This window comes from Streptomyces sp. NTH33 (assembly GCF_003236365.1).
In the GTDB taxonomy this organism is placed as follows: domain Bacteria; phylum Actinomycetota; class Actinomycetes; order Streptomycetales; family Streptomycetaceae; genus Streptomyces.
The window spans coordinates 1-19,113 of the sequence record NZ_POTZ01000090.1 but is presented as its reverse complement, the minus strand read 5'-3'; the positions used below and the strand labels follow the sequence as shown (position 1 = coordinate 19,113).

Here is a 19,113-nt window from a genome sequence, read left to right as displayed (position 1 = left end):
GGTGTCGCTGGGGCGGGGCATGGCACCTGAGTGCCCGCCGGCCGCCCGGCCACGTGGCTCAGCAGCCCTCGTCCATGCGCCGCTGGTCCTCCTCGTCCCAGGCGCGGGTGTCCCGGGGCTGCACGTACGGCTCGTCGTTCGCCGGATGCCCGCCGTCGATCACACGCTGACGCGCCATCTCGGCGTCGAACTCCAGACCCAGCAGAATGGCCAGATTGGTCACCCACAGCCACACGAGGAAGACGATGACACCCGCCAGGGTGCCGTACGTCTTGTTGTACGAGCCGAAGTTCGCCACGTAGAAGGCGAAGCCGGCCGAGGCGGCCATCCAGACCAGCAGGGCGAGCAGGCTGCCCGGGGTGATCCACCTGAAGCCGCGGATCTTGGCGTTGGGCGTCGCCCAGTACAGCAGCGCGAGCATCATGGTGACCAGGACGACGAGGACGGGCCACTTCGCGATGGACCAGGCGGTCAGCGCCGCGTCCCCCATGCCGAGCGCGGCGCCCGCCTGCCGGGCGAACGAGCCGGTGAAGACGACGATCAGGGCGCTGGCCACGGCGAGCACCATCAGGGTCACGGTCAGCGCCACCCGCAGCGGCAGCACCTTCCACACGGGGCGCCCCTCGGGGACGTCGTAGACCGCGTTGGCGGCGCGGATGAACGCGGCGACGTACCCGGAGGCCGACCAGATCGCGCCGAGCAGGCCCACCACCGCCAGCACGGAGCCCACGCCGGCGTTGCTCTGCAACTGCTGCACCGCGTTCGAGATGATGTCCCGCGCCGAGCCCGGCGTGAGTTTCTGCAGGTTGTCCAGCACCTGCGCGGTGGCCGACTTGCCGGCCACGCCGAGCAGGGAGACCAGCACGAGCAGGGCCGGGAACAGCGACAGCACTCCGTAGTACGTCAGGGCGGCGGCGCGGTCGGTCAGCTCGTCGTCCTTGAACTCCTTGAGGACGCGGCGGAGGACCGCGAGCCACGAGCGGCCGGGCAGGTCGGTGGGCGAGTCGGGAGCGCGCCGTTCGGCCGTGGCGCCGGGCCCGGCGGTCTCGGCGGCTTCGGTCCCCGCCCCCGGGCCGCGGTCGTGTTCCCGCCCGTCGTGCTCGTCGCGCGCTCGGGCGTCCTTGCCGGTGGAGTGTTCCCGGTGACCGGGAAGGTGCAGACGGTCCATGGTGTGCGGGTGTCCCCGCTCGCCGCGAACACGCGTGGTGTCCCCGTCCGGCCCGCCCTGTTCGCCACGACATGGACGCGTCAGGGAGGGGAAGCCGTACCCCCATGAAGTCGTGGACGTGTGCGCGGACGCGTGTGCTGCCGACGGTGGCCGCGCTGGCCGCCGTACCGCTGGCGGCGGCGTGCGGGGGCGACGACGGCGGCGCGGGTCCCGGTACGGCCGCCGGACAGCCGGCCGCGTCCCCGGGCACGCGCTTGGTGATCACCACCGACAACGGGGTGCGGCTGCGCCCCACCGCCGCCGGCCGCGCCGCCGTGCAGCGCGGTGCCGCCCACCGCTGGTCCCACCGCGACGGCACATGGGTCCTGGACCTGTCCTGCCCGGCACACGGCGACGGGCCCTGCCCCCGGATGCCCCGGGTCGAGGTCCCGGCGGACACCTCTGTGACCGTCTCGGCCCGCAACGCGGGCATCGACGTCGCCGGCGTGTCCGCGGCCCTGGACCTGACCACCGTCAACGGCGACGTCACGGTGACCGGTTCGGGGCGCCGCGGTGCCGCCCTCCGCCTGGTCACCCGCAACGGCTCGGTGCGCGCCGCTCAGGTGCGGGCCGGACAGCTGCACGCCGGGACCGTCAACGGCGACGTCGTCCTCGGCTGCGCCACGGCGCCGTCCCGGGTCACCGCGTCGACCACCAACGGCTCGGTGCGTGCCACCGTCCCACACGCCGCCCCCGCCTACCGGGTCACGGCGACGACCGCGAACGGCCGTCCCTCCGTCACCCTCCCCACCGACGGCGCACCGCCCGGCCGCACCATGACGCTCACCACCGTCAACGGGGACGTCACCGTGGACCGCGACTGACCGGGCCGCGGCTACGCGCCGCTCGCGCGGAGCATGTCCTCGCGTTCGACGATCTTCACGCGCTCCCGGCCCTGCGGTTCGCCCAGGGCCTTCTCCGCGGCGTCCAGCCGGTACCAGCCGTCCCAGGTGGTGAAACGGACGCCGCGCTCGGCGAGGAAGGCGTCCACGGCCTTTGGGGCGGGGGCGGCCGGGGTGTGCAGGCGGCCGTTCGCGAAGTCGTCGAGCAGATTGGCGACCGTCTCGTTGGCGTCGCCCTTGGTGTGACCGATCAGGCCCACGGGGCCGCGCCGGATCCAGCCGGTGACATACGTGGACCGCACGTGCTCGCCGGTCGCGGCGACGACCCGGCCGCCCTCGTTGGGGACGGTGCCCGACTCCAGGTCCCAGGGCAGCTTGGGCAGCCGGTCGGAGAGGTAGCCCACGGCGCGGTAGACGGCGGTGACGTCCCAGTCCTTGAAGGTGCCGGTGCCCCTGACGTTGCCGGTGCCGTCGAGCGCGGTGCGCTCGGTGCGCAGCCCGACGACCCGGCCGTCCTCGCCGAGGATCTCGGCCGGGGACTCGAAGAAGTGCAGGAACAGCTTGTGCGGGCGGTCGCCGACGTCGCGGATCGCCCAGTTCTCCAGCGTCTTGGCGACCATGTCGGCCTGCTTGTTGCCGCGCCGGGTGGCGATGGAGCCCTCGTCGTAGTCGATGTCCTCGGGGTCGACGATCACCTCGATGCTGGGGGAGTGGTCGAGCTCCCTGAGCTCCATCGGGCTGAACTTCGCCTGCGCCGGGCCGCGCCGGCCGAAGACGTGGATCTCCCGTGCCCGGTTGGCCTTCAGGCCGTCGTGGACGTTCGGCGGGATCTCGGTCGGCAGCAGCTCGTCCGCCGTCTTGGCGAGGATGCGGGCCACGTCGAGGGCGACGTTGCCGACCCCGAGGACGGCGACCTTCTCCGCGGTCAGCGGCCAGGTGCGCGGCACGTCCGGGTGCCCGTCGTACCAGGAGACGAAGTCGGCGGCGCCGTAGGAGCCGTCGAGGTCGATGCCGGGAATGGGCAGCGCCCGGTCGGCCGTCGCGCCGGTGGAGAAGACCACGGCGTCGTAGAACGCGCGCAGGTCGTCCAGGCCGATGTCGCCGGGGTAGTCGACGTTGCCGAAGAGCCGGACCTGCGGCTTGTCGAGCACTTGGTGGAGCGCGGTGATGATGCCCTTGATCCGGGGGTGGTCGGGGGCGACGCCGTAGCGGATCAGGCCGAACGGGGCCGGCATGCGCTCGAAGAGGTCGATGGACACGCCCGGCTCGGTGGCGGCGGCGGACTTGAGCAGGGCGTCGGCGGCGTAGATCCCGGCGGGGCCGGCTCCGACGATGGCTACCCGCAGGGGGCGGGGCATGATCAGGTTCCCTTCGAGCGAGGACGGACGACTGCCACCCTAAGCTGAGGCAAACCTAAGTAGGTACGCGGGTCAGGTCTATGAGCCCATAAAGCGGGCTTATGACAGAGGGCGGGCGACAGGACGGCACGCCTTCCATCGGGCATCGTGGACCTGTGATCGGGTTGGCCGTGTGCTTCGCCGTCATGGGGGCCGCCAGCAACGCCATGGGTACGGCCTTCCAGCGCAAGGCGGCCTCCACCGTCGCGCGCGGCGGCGGCCTGCGCCTGCTGCTCGCCCTGGTGCGCCGACCGGCCTGGCTGGCCGGCATCGGCGGGGTGGCGGGAGCCGCCCTGTTCCAGGCGCTCGCGCTGGTGAACGGCCCCATGGCCCTGGTCCAGCCCCTGTTCATCCTGGAACTGCCCTTCGCCTTGCTGATCGCCGCCCCCCTGATGCACCGCCGGCTGCCCCGCGCGGGCTGGTGGGCCGTGGCGGGCGTCGTGGGCGGACTCACGCTCGTCCTGGTGTCCGCCGCACCCTCCGGGGCCAGGTACCAGACGGCCATGGTGCGCTGGATCCCCGTTCTGGCGCTGTGCCTGGGAGCGATGGCACTCGCGGTGGTCCTGGCCCGGTCGCGGCGCTCCTCCCTGTTCCGGGCCGCCGTACTGGCCGCGGCCGCCGCCATCGGCAACGCCCTGACCGCCGCGTTGCTGAAGTCCGCGAGCGGCACCCTCGCCGCCCACGGTTTCGCGGCCTTCCTCACCGTCTGGCAGACGTACGGCTTCGCACTCACCGGGGTCGGCGCCCTGTTGCTGCTGGAGAACGCCCTCCAGGCCGGCCCGCTGGCGGCCTCCCAGCCGGCGCTGACGATCGGTGACGCGACGGTGAGCCTGCTGCTGGGCGTCGTGCTCTTCGGCGAGTCGGTCCGCACGGGCTGGTGGCTCGTGCCGGAGCTGACCGGTGCCGGGCTGATCCTGTGGGGCGTGCTGAGGCTGACCCACGTCGTCCCGCACATCCAGCAGACCCTGGTCGGCGGGAGCGGCGCCCGGAGCCGCACGGACGACCGCACGCCACAGCGGCCGCCGGGACCGTCCTCCGGGCGGACGACGGGCTCGTGACGACCGGACCCGGGTCCGGCGCACGGCCACGGGGCTTGCGAACGGCGTCGCCGGGTACCGGTTGCCCATGACTTCCGAGGTGGTCCCCCTCCGCGTCCGCACGCCGGCCACGCAGCGGTTGCGGCGGTTGCACGGCGTGTACGCGGCGGGCACGGCCGTGTGGGCCGTCTCCCTGCTCGCCGCCGTGCTCGGCCATGACGCGAACGTCCGTCAGGTCCTGGTCCTGCTCGCGCTGCTGGCGTCCTTCCTCCTCATGTGGCTGTGGTCGGCCTGGATGCTGTGGACGGCCGGCGCGGCCAGGAGCGGCGCTGCGCGCAGCGGCACCCGGTGGGAGACCTGACGGACATCCGGCCGGCGCTCCGCGTGGGCGAGGCCGCCCCGCCGCGACCGCACCGCCGTTCCTGCTCTCCCGCCTCCGTGGCCCGTGACAGGGCGGCGCGCGTGGCGGACGGCGAGCCGGCCGCCCCCTCTTCCCGGTGGGCGGACACCAGGCGCCGGGGGCCCGGGCGGACCCTGTGGACGGTTCCGGTCCAAGGACGCGGTCGCGGGCCGGCGAGGTCCGGCCTCAGTGGGCGTCGGCCTCGGCTGCCTCCGCGTCCTGACCGCGGGCCGGCGGCTCGGTGAGATGGTCGTAGGTGTGGGTCACGGTCAGCATGCGGTCCAGGAAGCCGGGCCGGTTGTCCAGGTGGAGTCCGACGCGGGCCGCCCCCGTGCGTCTGCGGATCATCAACAGGGCGGGCAGACCCATGGAATCCAGCCGGGTCAGTTCCGCGAAGTCCAGCCGCAGGTCCTGCCACGGCACGCCCGCCGGGCCGGGGCGTGCCAGCAACTCGCTGACGGTGTCCACCAGTTCGTCACCGCTGTTGTAGTCCAGCTCACCCGCCACCCGGGCGGTCAGGACGGTGGGCCCGGTCTCGGCGACGGTGATGCCGAACGGCTCGGGCAGCGGGGCGCTCATGCGCCGCTCCCGGATCCGGGAGCGGACACGTGGCTCGCGAGCGCCGCGGCGCCCGCGGCGAGCAGGGACGAGGCGCACGAGGAACAGGGACCCGAGATCCGCGGCCGGCTGACCCGCAGGCGCATCCCGCGTGCCAACGACTACCTCCAGGCCGGTCAGCGCTACCTGCTGATGGAGCAGTGGGAGCGCGACGACCTGGTGAAGAACTTCGTGAGCCAGCTGTCCCGGTGCGACCGCCCGGTGCAGGAGCGCATGGTGTGGCACTTCCTGCTGGTGGAGAACGAGCTCGGGCTGAAGGTCGGTGAGGGCCTCGGCATCCCGCCCGAGGACGTCGCCCGGCTGCAGCCCCTACCCGGCCAGGACCTGACCGACGAGGACCGCAAGCGCCTGTCCAACCTCGGCAAGAACCCGCCGCGCGACGTGGAGGGGCTCACCATGACCCACTGCGTCCCCGACGAGCGGCACGTGGTCACGCGCTGAGGCGCACCACGGGCGAACGGGGCCGGACACCGCCCACCTCCCCAGGACGGCGGCGTCCGGCCCCGTGTCGTGGCCCCGTCGTCAGCGCGTGGTCAGCAGCTCCTGCCGCAGCCGGGTCAGCAACCGGCTGAGCAGACGGGACACGTGCATCTGGGAGATGCCGAGACGCTCGCCGATCTGCGCCTGGGTGAGCTCCTCGACGAACCGCATGTGGATGATCTGCCGGTCCCGCTCGTCGAGCTCCGCGAGCAGGGGTGCCAGGCTGTGCAGGTCCTCCACGAGTTCCATACCTGCGTCCTCGGCGCCGATGAAGTCGGCCAGGACGCTCTCGCCGTCCTCGCTGGCGCCGACGGCGGCGTCCAGGGAGGCGGAGGTGTAGCCGTTGGAGGCCACCATCGCGTCGACGACTTCCTGCTCGGGCAGGTTCATCAGCTCCGCGAGCTCCTTGGTCGTGGGCTTGCGGCCCAGCCGGCTGCCGAGCTCCTCGGTGGCCTTGGCCAGCTCGACGCGGGCCTCCTGCAGCCGGCGCGGGACGTGCACGGCCCAGGAGGTGTCGCGGAAGAAACGCTTGATCTCGCCGACGATGTAGGGCACCGCGAAGGACGTGAACTCCACCTCGCGGGCCAGCTCGAACCGGTCGATCGCCTTGATCAGCCCGATCATGCCGACCTGGACGATGTCCTCCATCTCCTGCGGACCCCGGCTGCGGAAGCGGCCGGCCGCGTAGCGGACCAGGGACATGTTCATCTCGATCAGCGTGTTGCGCGCGTACTGGTGCTCCGGCGTGCCCTCCTCGAGCGTGGCCAGCCGGTCGAAGAACAGCCGTGACAGGGCCCGCGCGTCGGTGGGCGCGACCTTGGAGGGGTCGGCCACCTCCGGCAGCCGAGTGTCTGCCCTGGTCGCCTTCACCTCTGTGGTCACCGCCATCGTGCGGCACCTCCCTCTCAGCCGGAGCTTCTTCCGTACGCGACCGCCCTCATGATCAAGCGGATGCCGGAGCGTGTACCCCCGGGTCGAAACCTCACACACATTTTTTCGCTTCCGGGCGGACGGCGCCACTTCCGGAGCACGCCCTACACGGGGCGGGGCACCTCGGCGTCCTCCGGGACGCGCAGGCGGGCGCCCTGGCGCAGCAGCTCCCGCTGGACGAGGGCGTACGGCACCTCCCGGGGCAGCCGGCCCGTCCGGGTGGCCAGCGCGGCGCAGACGCCCGCCGCCTGCCCGGTGGCCATCGCGATGGGCATGACCCGGTACGAGGAGTGCGCCACGTGCGATCCGGAGATGCAGCGGCCGGCGACGAGCAGCCGCTCGGTGTCCTGGGGCAGCAGGCAGCGCAGCGGGATGTCGTAGTAGCGGCCCCGGGGGACGCGCCTGATCACGGTTCCGCTGCCCTCCGGGTTGTGGATGTCGATCGGGTAGGCGCCGTGCGCGACGACGTCCGGGAAGGCACGGGCGTCGAGGATGTCGTAGCCGGTCAGCCGGTAGTCGCCCATGACACGGCGGGTCTCGCGCACCCCGATCTGGACGCCGCTCTGCACCGCGTACGCCTCCTCGAAGCCGGGCACGCGCGAGCGCAGGAAGTGGTCGATCCGCTCCAGCTGGCGGCGGGCGGTCCATTCGGCCCGGCTCAGATCCCACACGTCGATGCCGAGCGCCCCGGTGACGCGGGTGCTGTTGACGGAGAGCTCCCGCGGGTGCGGGGTGCCGAAGAACAGGATGTCCTCGCGCGGCAGCCGCAGTTCTCCCGCCTCGGTGGCCTCCCGGACGAGGTCCCACAGCCCGTGGACGCCGCGCCACTGGTCGGGGTGGGCCCGGACGTACTCGGCGAAGCGGGGAGCGGCGAAGTCGGCCACCCGGAACATCAGCGTCATCGGCTGCACCCGCCCGTCCTCCCGGCGCCCCACCTCGAAGGGGGCCCCGCACGCGGCGGCCACGTCCCCGTCGCCGGTGCCGTCCACCACGACGTCCGCGTCGATCACCACCGGGCCCGACTTGGTCTCGAACACCACCCGCCAGCCGTCCTCCAGGGGCAGCGCGCCCGACGCGAAGGAGTGGAGCAGCAGATGCACCCCGGCCTCGTCGAGCAGGTCCAGCAGGACGAGTTTGAACATCTCCGGGTCGAACGGCACGGTGTAGCCGGTGTCCAGGGACGGCGGGATGCAGCCCCGGCGCGCGGTGAGCCGGTCCAGCAGCCGCCACAGGAACCCGGCCACCACGGGCTCCCCCTCGCCGTGGTCGGAGGGCAGCAGCCGGCCCCCTCCGCCGTCCTCGGTGAACACCGCCTGCTTGTGCTCGTTGTGGAACGACATCAGCGGCATCACCAGCGCGACGGTGGCGTTGCCGCCGAGGAAGGCGTACCGCTCGACCAGGATCACGTCGGCACCGGCGTCGGCGGCGGCGCACGCGGCCGCGGTCCCCGCGGGCCCGCCGCCCACCACCAGCACGTTCGTACGTCCCGCGTGCTGGGCCGAACGCGGGGGGAGCGTCACGGTCCGCGGCTGTTCGGGGCGGCGCAGGATCGGCATCACACCTCCCGGCCGGCGCTGCGGCTGCGCACCACGCCGTCCTCGGGCACCTCGTCGTCCCCGGCGCCCACGCCGTGCTCGGGACCGGGACTCAGCAGGTGCAGGCCGGCCGCCCCGGCCGTGTCGTCGGCGCGGTCCATCGCGTCCAGCAGGGCCCCGCACCGCGCGCAGGTCTCCCCGGCGAGCTCCTTGAGGGTGCGGACGCGGGAGCCCAGGTCCACCCGGCGCTGCGGGAACTCGTCCCACAGCCGGTCCACCTCGGCCAGCAGCAGGCCGACCTGCTCGCGGGCCACGCCCACCAGCGCCGGGGCGCCCAGCCGGCGGGCGAAGTCGAAGACCTTGCCGGCGTACGGCAGCGGCAGCACGGGCAGTCCGGAGACGGCCGCGAAGATCAGGAAGTGCAACCGCATGCCGACCACCAGGTCCAGGTGGCTCATCAGGCCCAGCACCTGCCCGGGCGTGTAGGCGCTGTGCAGGATCCGGCCCCGGTCCGGCGCGGTCATCCGGGACAGCACGGCGTGGGCGTGGCGGACGTCGTGGCGCTCCATCGGCATGAAGACGACATGGGAGTCCAGGCGGCGCACCAGGAAGTCCGCGACGTCGGCGAGCAGGGCGTGGTAGTCGCCCTCGTCCAGGTTCTCCGCCGCCCGGCCGGGCTCGCGCACCGACATGCCCACCAGCCGGGCGTCGGCCGGCACGCCCTCCTGCCGCATCATCTCGGCGGTGAACGGCTCCGGCGGCAGCAGCAGCGCCGGGTCGGCGGTGACGACGAGGTCCCGCTCCACCCCGACCTCCTCCAGGACCAGGCGCGACTCCTCGTCGCGGACCACCACCTCGTCCATGTCCGCCAGCACGGTCCGTACGGCCTCCCGGTCGTCGGCCTCACGCAGCGGGCCGGCGCCGACCGCGTAGGCGAAGGTGCGCACGCCCCGGACCTGGGCCGCGCGCACCAGTTTCAGATAGCGGCGCGCCTCGCCGTCGTAGAGGATGCCGCCCCCACCGAGCACCAGCAGATTCAGGCCGGACAGCACGTCGGTGACCTGTTTCTGCGGCACGCCCTCCCAGTCCACCACCTCGTCCGCCGTCGGCTGGTGGGCGCGGGTGTGTCCGGCGTCGCGGCTGAAGACGATCAGGTGGGCCTGCGGCCGGTGGGACCGCAGGCAGCCGAGGACGCACTGCAGGATGGCCTCGTCGCCGATGTTGAAGCCGCCGTAGGAGCCCAGCAGGCCGATACGCAGACCGTGCGCGCGGGGCGGCCGGTGCTGTGATGTCATCCGGAACTCCCGTTCCGTGGGGCAGGGGCGCAGGAGGGTGGCGGGGAGACGGTCCTTCCGCCGGTGTGCGGGACGAGTTGCCCCCACCCCTTGAGGAAAACACCTCCACGGCCGTCCGGCAGCCGCTGCCTGTCCGGTCGGAGGGGTCAGCCGACCGTGGGCCGCTCTCCTTGGGCCACCACGCGCGCGTGCTGCCCGCGCCAGCAGTGGACCAGCCGCTCCTCCAGGCCGAGCCTGCGCGCCTCGGTCAGGAAGTCGTCGAGCGGGGAGCGGAAGACGGTGTAGTCGTCGTAGTGCACCGGCAGGATGTTCCGGTAGTCGAGCCGGCGGGCGAGTTCGGCGCCCTGTGTGCCGTCCATGGTGACCACGAAACCGCCCGGCAGGGTGGTGCCGCCCAGGTGCAGCACCGCCAGGTCGGCGCCGGGGAAGCGGCGGGCGATCTCCTCCAGGCCGTCGAACAGGAGCGTGTCGCCGGAGACGTACAGCCGCAGCCGTACCGTCCCGTCGCGGGGGCCGAACTCCAGCATGCTGCCCATCACCGGCGGCAGCAGGCGGCGCAGCACGGGCTGCAGGGAGTGCCGGCCGGGCAGGGAGGTCACCCGGACCTGCGCGTCGCCCTGCTGGAAGGCGCAGGACTCCCAGGTGCGCAGGCCCCCGGCCCGCCGGAACCCCTGCCAGGTGCGCAGGTGGCGGGCCGCGTGCGGTGTGGTGACGATCGGCACCGAGCGGTCCAGGTGCTGACGCGCCCTGCGGTCCCAGTGGTCACCGTGCAGGTGGGAGAGCACGACGGCGTCCAGGCGCGGCAGCTGCCCGGGGTCGAGGGCCGGCTCGGTGAGGCGGCGGCTCGTCAGCCCGTACCCCAGGTGGGCGTGCTCGCCGCGGTGCAGGAAGTTGGGATCCGTCAGCAGGGTCAGGTCGCCGTAGCGCAGCAGGACCGTCGCGTTGCCGATGAAGTGCAGGTCGATGGCGTCGTCGTCGAAGGCGGCCATGGTGGTCCTTGCCCGACGGGACGGGGCCCGTCTGTGTGGTCTCGCGGGAACGGTGCTGTCCGGACCCACCCGGAGTACCCCCCTGCAAAGACGCGTATACGCGCCACGGACCGCACGGACCGCACGGACCGCACGGACCGCACGGTCCCCACCGGCTCGGGGGGACCATACGGACCGCGCGGACTGCGCGGACTGCGCGGCCTACAGGGCGACTTCGGCGGTGATCCGTTTGCCGCCGGGCCCGGCCGTGGCCCTCAGCGCGCGGCTGCAGGCGTGCACCAGGTACAGCCCGTGCCCGCCCACGCGCGTGCCGTCGCGCTCGTGGAGCAGCGGAAGCGTGGGCGAGGTGTCCCAGACGGTGATGTCCAGCCGGGCCCGGTCGGCGGACAGCTCCAGCATCAGGCCGCAGGGGCCCGGCGCGTGCCGTACGGCGTTGGTGACCAGCTCGCTCACGACGAGCTGGGCGTTCTGTTCGGCGTGTGTGGTGACGCGGACACGGGCGGTTCTTGCCGCGTGGAGGAGGAAGGCGTGCACGGCGCGCCGCGCGTCGGCCGTACGGGCGGCACCGGTGATCCAGGTGGCGCCGTAGCGCAGCGCGGCTGCAGACCGATTCCGCTCCCGCTCATCCGACGCCGGCTTCCTCAGCGGGATGATCATAGGAGTACCATTTGTGCGGCTGGTTACGGTTTGTGTTCTCTGTCGTGGCTACGGCTACCCCGCGTTCCCCGGCTGAAGCCTGGCAGATCCGTGGGACCTCGGAGGTTTCATCCCCTCGATCGCGTCAACGGGCACTGTACGGCCCGGTTGCACGGCCCAGTGGTGCGCCGCGTGGGGCGGTGCGGGTGTGGTGCCGGGGTGTCGCGTTCCCCGGCGACCGGGAGGAGCCTTCGTGAACAGGAATGCGCGGGCGGGCGGGCCCACCGGCGAACCGGCGGGCACGCCCGACCCCAGGCGCTGGAAGGCTCTGTGGGTGACGCTGGCCACCGGGTTCATGAGCCTGCTCGACGTGACGATCGTGGCCGTGGCGCTGCCGTCGATGCAGCGGGAACTGAACGCCTCGGCGGCCTCCGTGCAGTGGGTGGTGTCCGGATACGCCCTGGCGTTCGCCCTCGTCCTGGTGCCGGCGGGCCGGCTGGGCGATGCCGTGGGACGGCGCAGGATCTTCCTGGGGGCCCTGGCCGGCTTCGTGCTGTGCAGCGCCGCGGCGGGCGCCGCGCCCACGGTCGCCTGGCTGGCCGTGGCCCGGATCGCGCAGGGCGCCTGCGCGGGCTGCCTCGCCCCGCAGAACTCGGCGCTGATCCAGCAGATGTTCCGCGGCGCCGAACGCGGCCGGGCCTTCGGCCTGTTCGGCGCCACGGTCGGCATCTCCAGCGCGGTGGGCCCGGTCACCGGCGGCCTGATCCTGGCGCTGGCGCACGGCAGCCAGGGATGGCGCTGGATCTTCTACGTCAACGTGCCGGTCGGGGCGATCGCGCTGCTGCTGGGCATCCGGCTGCTGCCCCGGGTGGCGCCCGGCCGCCGGGAACGGCTCGACCTGCCGGGCGTGGCCCTGCTGGGCGCCGGCGTGCTGGGCCTGATGCTGCCGCTGGTGTTCGCCGAGAGCGGGGGAGTGCGCCGGCTGTGGTGGCTGTTCCTGGTGGGGGTGGCGCTGCTGGCCGTCTTCACCCGCTGGGAGCGGTGGGTCGCCGCGCGCGAGCGGCAGCCGCTGCTGGATCCGCGGCTGCTGACCAGTACCCGCGGCTACGCCCCCGGCGCCTTTCTGGGCGCGCTGTACTTCGTGGGGTTCAGCGGTGTGTGGCTGGTGTTCGCGCTGTTCTTCCAGAACGGCCTCGGGTACGAGCCGCTGGGCTCCGGTCTCGCGGTGACGCCGTTCGCGATCGGCTCGGCCGCCGCCGCGGTGGTCGCGGGCCGGCTGGTGGAGCGGTTCGGGCGGCTGCTGACCATCTGGGGGCTGGTGACGGTCCTGGCGGGACTGGGCGCCACGGCACTGGTCCTGCGTACGGCACCGCCGGGCACGGCGGCCTGGCTCGCCGCGCCCGCGCTGTTCGTGGGCGGCCTGGGCAGCGGCTGCGTCATTCCCCCGAACCTGACGATGACGCTGCGCGACGTGCCGGTGCGGATGGCCGGGGCTGCGGGCGGCGCCCTGCAGACGGGGCAGCGCCTGGGCGGCGCGGTGGGAACGGCGGCCCTGCCGGGCTTCTTCTACATGGTGCTCGCGGCGGACGGCGGCAACTACCGCACCGCCGTGGCGCTCTCCGTCGCCTCCGCCCTCGTGACCATGCTGGCGGCCCTGGCGGTCGCACTCCTGGACTGGCGCCGCGACCGGCACCACCACGGCCGGGGCGGTCCGCGTGAGGTCCGCGCCGAGCACTGCCGGGCGAGCCAGGGCTGACGGGGCCCGGCGCCCCGTTCGCTCCGCCGGGCGCCGTCACTCGTCGTTGTCGCGCCACCGCCCCCCGGCGGGCGGGGTGTCGAAGCGGGTGGCCGCACAGGCGTTGCCGCTCAGGTCGTTGTCGGAGACATGGCCGCCGGACCACCCGCCGTCCCGGGTGATCCGCATGCCGTGGGTCTGGGCGCCGGCCCGCCCACCGTCCCCGATCCGGTTGCCGTGCATCTGCGGCCGTGTCACGGGGGCCGCGACCGTCAGTCCGGCGCGCAGCCCGGGAGCGCCGGGCAGCCGGTAGGCGGAGCCCGCCTCGGGCACGCCGTCCGGCCAGGCGGTGTCCGCGCCGGGCCGCACCGGCACCAGGGCGAGCTCGGTGGGGGTGTTGAAGGCGACCACGGCCGTCTGCCCGCTCACCGACACCTCCTTGCCGCGATGCCCGTCCGCGGGCCAGTCGGCCTTCCCGTCGGTCAGCGAGAGCGCGGAGAAGGACACGCCGTCACCGCCGCCCTCCACGGCCCCGGCGGTGCGGCGGCCGTTGCCGAGGATCCGGTTGTCCAGGAGGGCGGCTTCCCTCATCGGCGCATCGACACGGATGCCGTCCAGGGCGTTGTCCCGGATGTCGTTGGCCTCCAGAACGACGTCCCCGGCCGGTTCCTCGTCCCCGCCGGCCAGGTTGTGCTCCCAGTAGCCGTACCGGCCGTTGTTGCTGATGCGGTTGGAGCGGAAGGCGTACGGGCCCGGGGTGTTGCCCAGCCCGATCCCGTCCCGGACGTTGCCGTCGATCACACAGCCGGTGACGATGCCGCCCCGGCCGCCGATGCGGGTGGTGCCCTGGGAGGACACGTCGAACCCGGCCTGGTGGTTGCCCAGCATGGTCGACGAGGTGACCAGCAGCCCGTCCGCGCCCCAGTCGGAGATGCCGAAGCGGTTGTCCTCCGCGTGGCAGGCGGTGATGCGGATGCCGCGGGGCGGCGGCCACTCCTCCTTCTGCAGCTCCACGAAGATGCCGTTGGTGCCGTTACCGGTCGTGGTGCACGCGGTGACCGTCAGCCGCTCGACCCGGCCCCAGCCGCCCACGCCGATCCCGATGCCCGCGCCGCCCATCTGCTCGCCGCTGTCCTGCCGCCCGCACCGCTGGGCCAGCACCCCCTCCACCACCGTGTCCTGGAGGAAGTCGCAGCCGAAGCCGGTGGCCGCCGTGTCGTGGACGTACAGGTCGGTGAAGCGGCCGCGCAGCACGTACTGCAGGCCGAGGCCCTTGGCCAGCGGGTCGTACTCCTCGGTCGTCACACCCGAACCGTCGATCTCGAAGTGGGCGAAGGTGATGTCCGCCAGGTGGTTGTCCCGGCCGGCGCCGTGCTGGGCGGTGGTGAACCAGGTCAGCGGCACGGGCGCCGTACGGTTGCCGGGGTTGCGCAGCACGAAGCAGGTGGCGCCGCGCCCCGCGCCCACCAGGGAGACGCCGCTGCGCCAGACGGTGGGCTCGTCGAGCATCAGATACCGCCCGGCGGGAACGTGCAGGACACGCGGGCGGCCGTCCGCGGCACACGCCGCACCCAACGCGTCCACCGCCCGCTGGAACGCCGGCTGGTCGTTGGTGCTCCCGTCACCGGTCAGTCCCTGCTCGCGGGCGTCGACGGTCAACGGCACGGACATGGCGACGCTCCCTTCGGACGGCTGTCCGCCCCGGGTACCCACCGGGCGCACCGCGGCACCGAAGGCAGCGAAGCGAGGTTTGACCGGCGCCCGGTCGAGCACCCGGAGGACGGAACACCGACTGAACACCGACGTCGGTTCCGGCTCGGAGGGAGCGACAGTGGCTGGTGACGAGAAGGCCAAGGCCAAGAAGGAACAGATGAAGGGCAAGGCCAAGGAGACGGTCGGCCGCACCGTCGGCAACGAGAGCATGACGGCCGAGGGACAGGCCGAGAAGTCCAAGGGCGACGCCCGCCAGGCCAAGGAGAAGGCCAAGGACACCTTCAAGGACTGACCCGGCCGGCGCGGACCGGACCGTGGAGAGCCCCCGCGGGGCCCCTGCTCGACGAGCGGGGCCCCGTCGGCGTCTTCGAGCCCCCCGGTGCGAGCGGGATCACCCGGGTGAGAAGCTCTGCCCGGCCTGGAGTTCGTGCAGACCCTCGAGGATGCGCAACTGCCGCCGGGCCCGTTCGAGCAGGTCGTCGAGGTGCCGCGGGTCCAGGCGCGCGTCGCGGTCGGCGAGTTCGCGGAGCACCCCCCAGACGCACGCCTTGCCCTGCACGCCGAGCCGCAGCAGCTCCAGCTCCAGCAGGGAGCTGAGCGGAGAGCGCCGTACCAGTGCGCCGTTGCTCTTCAGCCGCCCGGCGCGTTCGCCGAGGAGCCCGGCGTACACCTTGTAGCGCCGGACCGGTATGTCCAGCCGGCGCATGATCTTCACCAGGCTCCGGCGGTCCTCGGCGATCTCGGCCGCGAGCGGGGTCACCGCGTCGCCGATCTCGGTGCCCCGGCACGCCGTGGCGAGGTGGCGGGACCGCTCCGTGCCCACGGTCGCGCCGGCCAGGTGGTCGTTGAGGTAGATCCCGAGCAGGTCGTGACCGGACCGCGCGGTGAACACCGGCAGGCGTGTCCGGGAGCGGGCGTGAGTGTGCATCGCGTGTCCTCCTCGTCGACGGCCCGGTTGCCTCCGCTCAAGCCGACAGCTTGGCGCGCATGCCGCCGACCGCGGCGGCCGGGCGGGCCGTGGCCCGGACGGAACGGCGCACCAGGCGGGCGTCGCGCTGCAGCTCGTGGCCCGCGTGACGGCCGCGCCACAGCAGGGACGGCGCGCCACCGGTGTCGTCGGCCGCGATCAGCAGACCGCCCAGCATGGACAGGTTCTTCAGGAAGTGGATCTGCTGCTGGGTACGCCCGGCGGCGTCCTCCGCCTCCCAGAACCGGTGACCGGCCAGGGTGGTGGGCACCAGGGTGGCGGCGAGGGCCAGCGCGGACAGCCGGGGGAAGCGTCCCAGACCGAGCAGCACACCCGCGGCGACCTGGACGCCGCCGCTGAGCCGCACGCACTGTTCGGTGCGCTCCGGCAGCACCGGCACACGCTCCCTGATCCGCCGCACGACGGGCTCGGCGAGCGGGGTCACCGCCTCGGGGTTGCGAACGGACTCGATGCCTCCGGTGACGAACATGGAGGCGAGCAGGGGACGACCGACCACGCGCAGCAGACTCATGGCTCTCTCCCGGGGTGAGGGTGTGTGCGGCGTTCGCCCGGGTTCCCGCGCCCGGCGAATACAACCACGCACCGCGCGTCCCGCAGGCCGGCGACCGGGTGGGAAACCCGGGGCCGATGGCGGGAACCCGGCGCTACGCGGTGGCGGCCTCCGGTCGGTGGGGGACGAGGAGGACGGCCGCCGACTGCCTGCGGGGGAGGTCCACGCCTGGGAGCGGGGCGCGAACCAGACTGTGCGCGGTCTGTCCCCGCGCCGCTCCCGCCCGACCCGGTTCGCGGGCGTGTCAGGGGCCGACGTCCCGCCGGAATCGGGCGGTACGGCCGACGCCGTCCGCCGGGGCTGCCCCGCTGCATGGCCGCCGCGACCCGCCGGGCCCCCGGTACCCGCCGAGACCGGCACCGCATCCACCCGCGGCCGTGAACCGCGGCGCACGTCAGCAGCCCACGTCCGGCCACGCCGGCCAGGATTCCCGGCGCGTCCCGTCCCGCGTGCGCGGCCGCCGGGGCCCCGGCGTCGGCCCCGGCCGTGGGCGTGCCTGTTCTCGCGCCTGTTCTTCCGTCTCGCGGTGCGGGCTTTGGACCCGGTCGGCCGGTCCGGTGCGCTGTGCCGGGCCGGGCCGGGCCCCGGTGGGTTCGCCGGTGCGGCCGGCGGGGCCCGGCGTCGGCCGGGCCGGCAGCGCGTCGGTCACGGTCGTGGGGGCGCCCGCATGGGCCCGGCCCCCGTCGCGGCCTCGATACGCCCGGGCGGCACGAGCACCCGGGCCCCGCCCGACACCGACGCATAGGACGGGCCGCCCCGGGCAGACGGGCTGACGCGCCGACGGGCGGCCCAATCCACCGCCCCGCACGGCGCCGTTCGCTACACAGGAGGCGCGGGCACGCGGCATCCGCCGGACAGGCCCTCGCACTCGGCGGTGTGCCGCCGTCCGGCGCGGGAACCCGGCGGGCGGTCCACCGGTGGAACCACTACCCTCCAACAGCAAGGAGCCCTGCCATGGGACACGGCGGAGACGTCATCCAGGAACTGACCACCGACCACCGCGAGGTGGAGGAGATCTTCGCGCAGATCGAGGCCCTCCCGCCGGGGGACAAACGGCGCAAGGACCTGGCCGACCAGGCCACCATCGAGCTGGTCCGCCACTCCGTGGCCGAGGAGATGCACCTGTATCCGGCGGTGCGCCAGTACCTGCCGGACGGCGACTCGATCGCCGACCGGGAGCTCCAGGACCACTCGGAGGCGGAGCGGACCATGAAGGACCTGGAGGGCTGCGGGGCGGACGACCCGCAGTTCGACCAGCTCATCGGCCGTCTGATGCGGGAGATCCGCGAGCACGTCACCGACGAGGAACAGAACCTCTTCCCCCAGCTGCGGCAGACCGCCGGCAAGGAAGAGCTCGACCGGCTCGGCGAGAAGGTGCGTACGGCGAAGAAGACCGCACCGACCAGGCCGCACCCCGCCACACCGGACTCACCGACCGCGCAGAAGCTCCTCGCGCCCGGCGCCGGAATGGTCGACCGGATCCGGGACGCGCTGTCCGGCCGCGGCAAGACCGGCTGAGGTCCGGCCGTACACGGGCCACCCCTCTCGCGGGGCCGTCGGGGCCGTCAGGGTCCGTGACGGCCCCGCAGCCGCGCCGGCGGCCGTCACGCCCGGTGCCCGCCGCCCGTGCGGCCCACCGCCGCGGCCGTTACCTTCGTCGAAGGCGCGCCGGGAATCCCCGTGGGGAGGGCCAGTCCACGCCCAGGGAGGCCATGTGAGCCCGCACGAGTCACAGAAGCGCACCGGGGAGAGCCAGGGACACGGACACGGACCCGGCCGCAGGAGTTTCCTGGGCCTGTGCGCCTGCGCCGGCCTCGGCGCGGCCGCCTGCGCCCACACGGACGCCCGCCGGCCGCCCCGCGCCGGGGACAGTCACCGCCCGGAGGCGGAGCGGGACCGGCCCGGCGCCCGCGACTGGCGGATCGGCTCCCTCGGCCCGCCGGACGCGGTGGCCGGTTACGCCGACCGGGTGAGTGTCACCCCGGGCCAGGAGTTCGGCCTGCACGTGTCGACCACGGCGTCCTCCTTCCGCGTCTCCGCCTACCGCGTCGGCTGGTACGGCGGGAGGGGCGCCCGGCTGATCTGGCGCTCCGCACCGGTGCGCGGACGCGCGCACCCCGCCTCCCGGACGCCGTCCGCCACCCGCACCGTCCGTGCGGACTGGCCCCGCACCCTCACCCTCGGCACCGAGGGCTGGCCCGAGGGCGCCTACCTGCTGCGCCTCGACGCCGACCACGGCCACCAGCGGTACGTCCCGCTGATCGTGCGCTCCACGCACGGCGCCGGCCGCACCGTACTCCTGCACGCCCCGGCCACCTGGCAGGCGTACAACCGGTGGGGCGGCGCCAGCCTCTACAACGGCGCCTCCGGCGCGTACTACACCCGCTCCCTCGCCGTCAGCTTCGACCGGCCCTACGACGCGAACGGCGCCGAGAAGTTCCTGGTGTACGAGTGGGCGGCCGTGGTCCTCGCCGAACGCCTCGGCATACCCCTGGCGTACACCACCGGCACCGACCTGCACCACGGCCCCGGGACGCTGCACGGCGCCACCGCGCTGATCTGCCTGGGCCACGACGAGTACTGGACGCCCCAGCAGCGCCGGCACGTCACCGCGGCCCGGGACGCGGGCACCAACGTGGCCTTCCTCGGCGCCAACACCTGCTACCGCCGGGTCCGTCTGGAGGACGGAGAGCCCGGCGCCGAGCGGACCGTCGTCTGCTACAAGTCCTCCTACCGGAGCGACCCCTGCTACCCCTCCCAC

The 19,113-nt window shown here is 73.8% G+C and carries 18 protein-coding genes and 2 pseudogenes; 9 read left to right on the top strand and 11 right to left on the bottom strand.

Features of this window, described 5'->3' with window-relative positions:
* Nucleotides 1–58 precede the first annotated feature (58 nt).
* Nucleotides 59–1,168, bottom strand: coding sequence for a YihY/virulence factor BrkB family protein (locus C1I97_RS12105; protein WP_111003218.1), 1,110 nt, complete (start codon nt 1,166–1,168; stop codon nt 59–61).
* A 104-nt stretch (nt 1,169–1,272) separates the two neighbouring features.
* On the opposite strand from C1I97_RS12105, the gene C1I97_RS12100 reads away from it, so the two are divergent.
* Nucleotides 1,273–2,031 (top strand): DUF4097 family beta strand repeat-containing protein, encoded by a 759-nt coding sequence (locus C1I97_RS12100; RefSeq protein WP_111003217.1) that lies wholly within the window; start codon nt 1,273–1,275, stop codon nt 2,029–2,031.
* Nucleotides 2,032–2,042: 11 nt separating this feature from the next.
* Here C1I97_RS12100 and C1I97_RS12095 read toward each other — a convergent pair whose 3' ends face one another.
* Nucleotides 2,043–3,407, bottom strand: a complete 1,365-nt coding sequence (locus C1I97_RS12095; RefSeq protein ID WP_111003216.1) for an FAD-dependent oxidoreductase — start codon at nt 3,405–3,407, stop codon at nt 2,043–2,045.
* Nucleotides 3,408–3,562: 155 nt separating this feature from the next.
* Between C1I97_RS12095 and C1I97_RS12090 the strand changes: the two genes are divergently transcribed.
* Both C1I97_RS12090 and C1I97_RS12085 read left to right on the top strand, forming a co-directional pair.
* Entirely contained in the window at nt 3,563–4,504 is a 942-nt protein-coding gene (locus C1I97_RS12090; protein ID WP_181446684.1) for a DMT family transporter, read from the top strand.
* A gap of 67 nt (nt 4,505–4,571) precedes the next feature.
* On the top strand, nt 4,572–4,844 hold the full coding sequence (locus C1I97_RS12085) for a hypothetical protein (RefSeq protein WP_111003215.1): 273 nt from the start codon (nt 4,572–4,574) through the stop codon (nt 4,842–4,844).
* A gap of 225 nt (nt 4,845–5,069) precedes the next feature.
* Here the strand turns inward: C1I97_RS12085 and C1I97_RS12080 are convergent, their stop codons facing one another.
* Complete coding sequence (locus C1I97_RS12080; protein ID WP_111003220.1) at nt 5,070–5,462, bottom strand: STAS domain-containing protein; 393 nt, start codon at nt 5,460–5,462, stop codon at nt 5,070–5,072.
* A gap of 75 nt (nt 5,463–5,537) precedes the next feature.
* On the opposite strand from C1I97_RS12080, the pseudogene C1I97_RS12075 reads away from it, so the two are divergent.
* A pseudogene (locus C1I97_RS12075) lies at nt 5,538–5,942 on the top strand (catalase-related domain-containing protein); the annotation flags it as partial.
* Nucleotides 5,943–6,023: 81 nt separating this feature from the next.
* Here C1I97_RS12075 and C1I97_RS12070 read toward each other — a convergent pair.
* The 5 genes from C1I97_RS12070 to C1I97_RS12050 form a co-directional block, all read right to left on the bottom strand.
* Nucleotides 6,024–6,869, bottom strand: coding sequence for an RNA polymerase sigma factor SigF (locus tag C1I97_RS12070; RefSeq protein ID WP_111003214.1), 846 nt, complete (start codon nt 6,867–6,869; stop codon nt 6,024–6,026).
* A gap of 146 nt (nt 6,870–7,015) precedes the next feature.
* A complete protein-coding gene (locus C1I97_RS12065) occupies nt 7,016–8,467 on the bottom strand; it encodes an FAD-dependent oxidoreductase (protein ID WP_111003213.1) in 1,452 nt (483 codons plus the stop codon).
* Nucleotides 8,467–9,741 (bottom strand): polysaccharide pyruvyl transferase family protein, encoded by a 1,275-nt coding sequence (locus C1I97_RS12060; protein WP_258382530.1) that lies wholly within the window; start codon nt 9,739–9,741, stop codon nt 8,467–8,469. The genes C1I97_RS12065 and C1I97_RS12060 overlap by 1 nt, the downstream gene beginning before the upstream one ends.
* A gap of 146 nt (nt 9,742–9,887) precedes the next feature.
* Complete coding sequence (locus C1I97_RS12055) at nt 9,888–10,730, bottom strand: MBL fold metallo-hydrolase (protein ID WP_111003212.1); 843 nt, start codon at nt 10,728–10,730, stop codon at nt 9,888–9,890.
* Nucleotides 10,731–10,931: 201 nt separating this feature from the next.
* Nucleotides 10,932–11,387, bottom strand: a complete 456-nt coding sequence (locus C1I97_RS12050) for an ATP-binding protein (RefSeq protein ID WP_111003211.1) — start codon at nt 11,385–11,387, stop codon at nt 10,932–10,934.
* A 232-nt stretch (nt 11,388–11,619) separates the two neighbouring features.
* Here C1I97_RS12050 and C1I97_RS12045 point away from each other — a divergent pair, with 232 nt between their 5' ends.
* Nucleotides 11,620–13,122: an MFS transporter gene (locus tag C1I97_RS12045; protein ID WP_258382529.1), complete on the top strand. Its 1,503-nt coding sequence runs from the start codon at nt 11,620–11,622 to the stop codon at nt 13,120–13,122.
* Nucleotides 13,123–13,158: 36 nt separating this feature from the next.
* Here the strand turns inward: C1I97_RS12045 and C1I97_RS12040 are convergent, their stop codons facing one another.
* On the bottom strand, nt 13,159–14,772 hold the full coding sequence (locus tag C1I97_RS12040; protein ID WP_111003210.1) for a right-handed parallel beta-helix repeat-containing protein: 1,614 nt from the start codon (nt 14,770–14,772) through the stop codon (nt 13,159–13,161).
* Between the two features lie 160 nt (nt 14,773–14,932).
* Here C1I97_RS12040 and C1I97_RS12035 point away from each other — a divergent pair, with 160 nt between their 5' ends.
* Nucleotides 14,933–15,106 (top strand): CsbD family protein, encoded by a 174-nt coding sequence (locus C1I97_RS12035; protein ID WP_111003209.1) that lies wholly within the window; start codon nt 14,933–14,935, stop codon nt 15,104–15,106.
* Nucleotides 15,107–15,205: 99 nt separating this feature from the next.
* Here the strand turns inward: C1I97_RS12035 and C1I97_RS12030 are convergent, their stop codons facing one another.
* Nucleotides 15,206–15,742 (bottom strand): hypothetical protein, encoded by a 537-nt coding sequence (locus C1I97_RS12030; protein ID WP_111003208.1) that lies wholly within the window; start codon nt 15,740–15,742, stop codon nt 15,206–15,208.
* A 37-nt stretch (nt 15,743–15,779) separates the two neighbouring features.
* Entirely contained in the window at nt 15,780–16,313 is a 534-nt protein-coding gene (locus tag C1I97_RS12025; protein ID WP_111003207.1) for a DoxX family protein, read from the bottom strand.
* A 116-nt stretch (nt 16,314–16,429) separates the two neighbouring features.
* Between C1I97_RS12025 and C1I97_RS41360 the strand changes: the two are divergent.
* The 3 genes and pseudogenes from C1I97_RS41360 to C1I97_RS12010 all read left to right on the top strand — a co-directional run.
* Nucleotides 16,430–16,733: pseudogene (locus C1I97_RS41360) on the top strand (hypothetical protein).
* Between the two features lie 573 nt (nt 16,734–17,306).
* Nucleotides 17,307–17,870, top strand: a complete 564-nt coding sequence (locus C1I97_RS12015) for a hemerythrin domain-containing protein (protein WP_111003206.1) — start codon at nt 17,307–17,309, stop codon at nt 17,868–17,870.
* A 196-nt stretch (nt 17,871–18,066) separates the two neighbouring features.
* Nucleotides 18,067–19,113: N,N-dimethylformamidase beta subunit family domain-containing protein (locus C1I97_RS12010; RefSeq protein ID WP_369008356.1), on the top strand; the 1,047-nt coding region annotated here is incomplete at its 3' end.

Excerpts from the sequence above, each read along its gene's own strand:
- C1I97_RS12080 (WP_111003220.1), bottom strand. The coding sequence starts at position 5,462 with ATGAGCGCCCCGCTGCCCGAGCCGTTCGGCATCACCGTCGCCGAGACC.
- C1I97_RS12095 (WP_111003216.1), bottom strand. The coding sequence starts at position 3,407 with ATGCCCCGCCCCCTGCGGGTAGCCATCGTCGGAGCCGGCCCCGCCGGG.
- C1I97_RS12105 (WP_111003218.1), bottom strand. The coding sequence starts at position 1,168 with ATGGACCGTCTGCACCTTCCCGGTCACCGGGAACACTCCACCGGCAAG.
- C1I97_RS12085 (WP_111003215.1), top strand. The coding sequence starts at position 4,572 with ATGACTTCCGAGGTGGTCCCCCTCCGCGTCCGCACGCCGGCCACGCAG.
- C1I97_RS12015 (WP_111003206.1), top strand. The coding sequence starts at position 17,307 with ATGGGACACGGCGGAGACGTCATCCAGGAACTGACCACCGACCACCGC.
- C1I97_RS12100 (WP_111003217.1), top strand. The coding sequence starts at position 1,273 with ATGAAGTCGTGGACGTGTGCGCGGACGCGTGTGCTGCCGACGGTGGCC.
- C1I97_RS12060 (WP_258382530.1), bottom strand. The coding sequence starts at position 9,741 with ATGACATCACAGCACCGGCCGCCCCGCGCGCACGGTCTGCGTATCGGC.
- C1I97_RS12055 (WP_111003212.1), bottom strand. The coding sequence starts at position 10,730 with ATGGCCGCCTTCGACGACGACGCCATCGACCTGCACTTCATCGGCAAC.
- C1I97_RS12070 (WP_111003214.1), bottom strand. The coding sequence starts at position 6,869 with ATGGCGGTGACCACAGAGGTGAAGGCGACCAGGGCAGACACTCGGCTG.
- C1I97_RS12025 (WP_111003207.1), bottom strand. The coding sequence starts at position 16,313 with ATGAGTCTGCTGCGCGTGGTCGGTCGTCCCCTGCTCGCCTCCATGTTC.
- C1I97_RS12065 (WP_111003213.1), bottom strand. The coding sequence starts at position 8,467 with ATGCCGATCCTGCGCCGCCCCGAACAGCCGCGGACCGTGACGCTCCCC.
- C1I97_RS12030 (WP_111003208.1), bottom strand. The coding sequence starts at position 15,742 with ATGCACACTCACGCCCGCTCCCGGACACGCCTGCCGGTGTTCACCGCG.
- C1I97_RS12050 (WP_111003211.1), bottom strand. The coding sequence starts at position 11,387 with ATGATCATCCCGCTGAGGAAGCCGGCGTCGGATGAGCGGGAGCGGAAT.
- C1I97_RS12040 (WP_111003210.1), bottom strand. The coding sequence starts at position 14,772 with ATGTCCGTGCCGTTGACCGTCGACGCCCGCGAGCAGGGACTGACCGGT.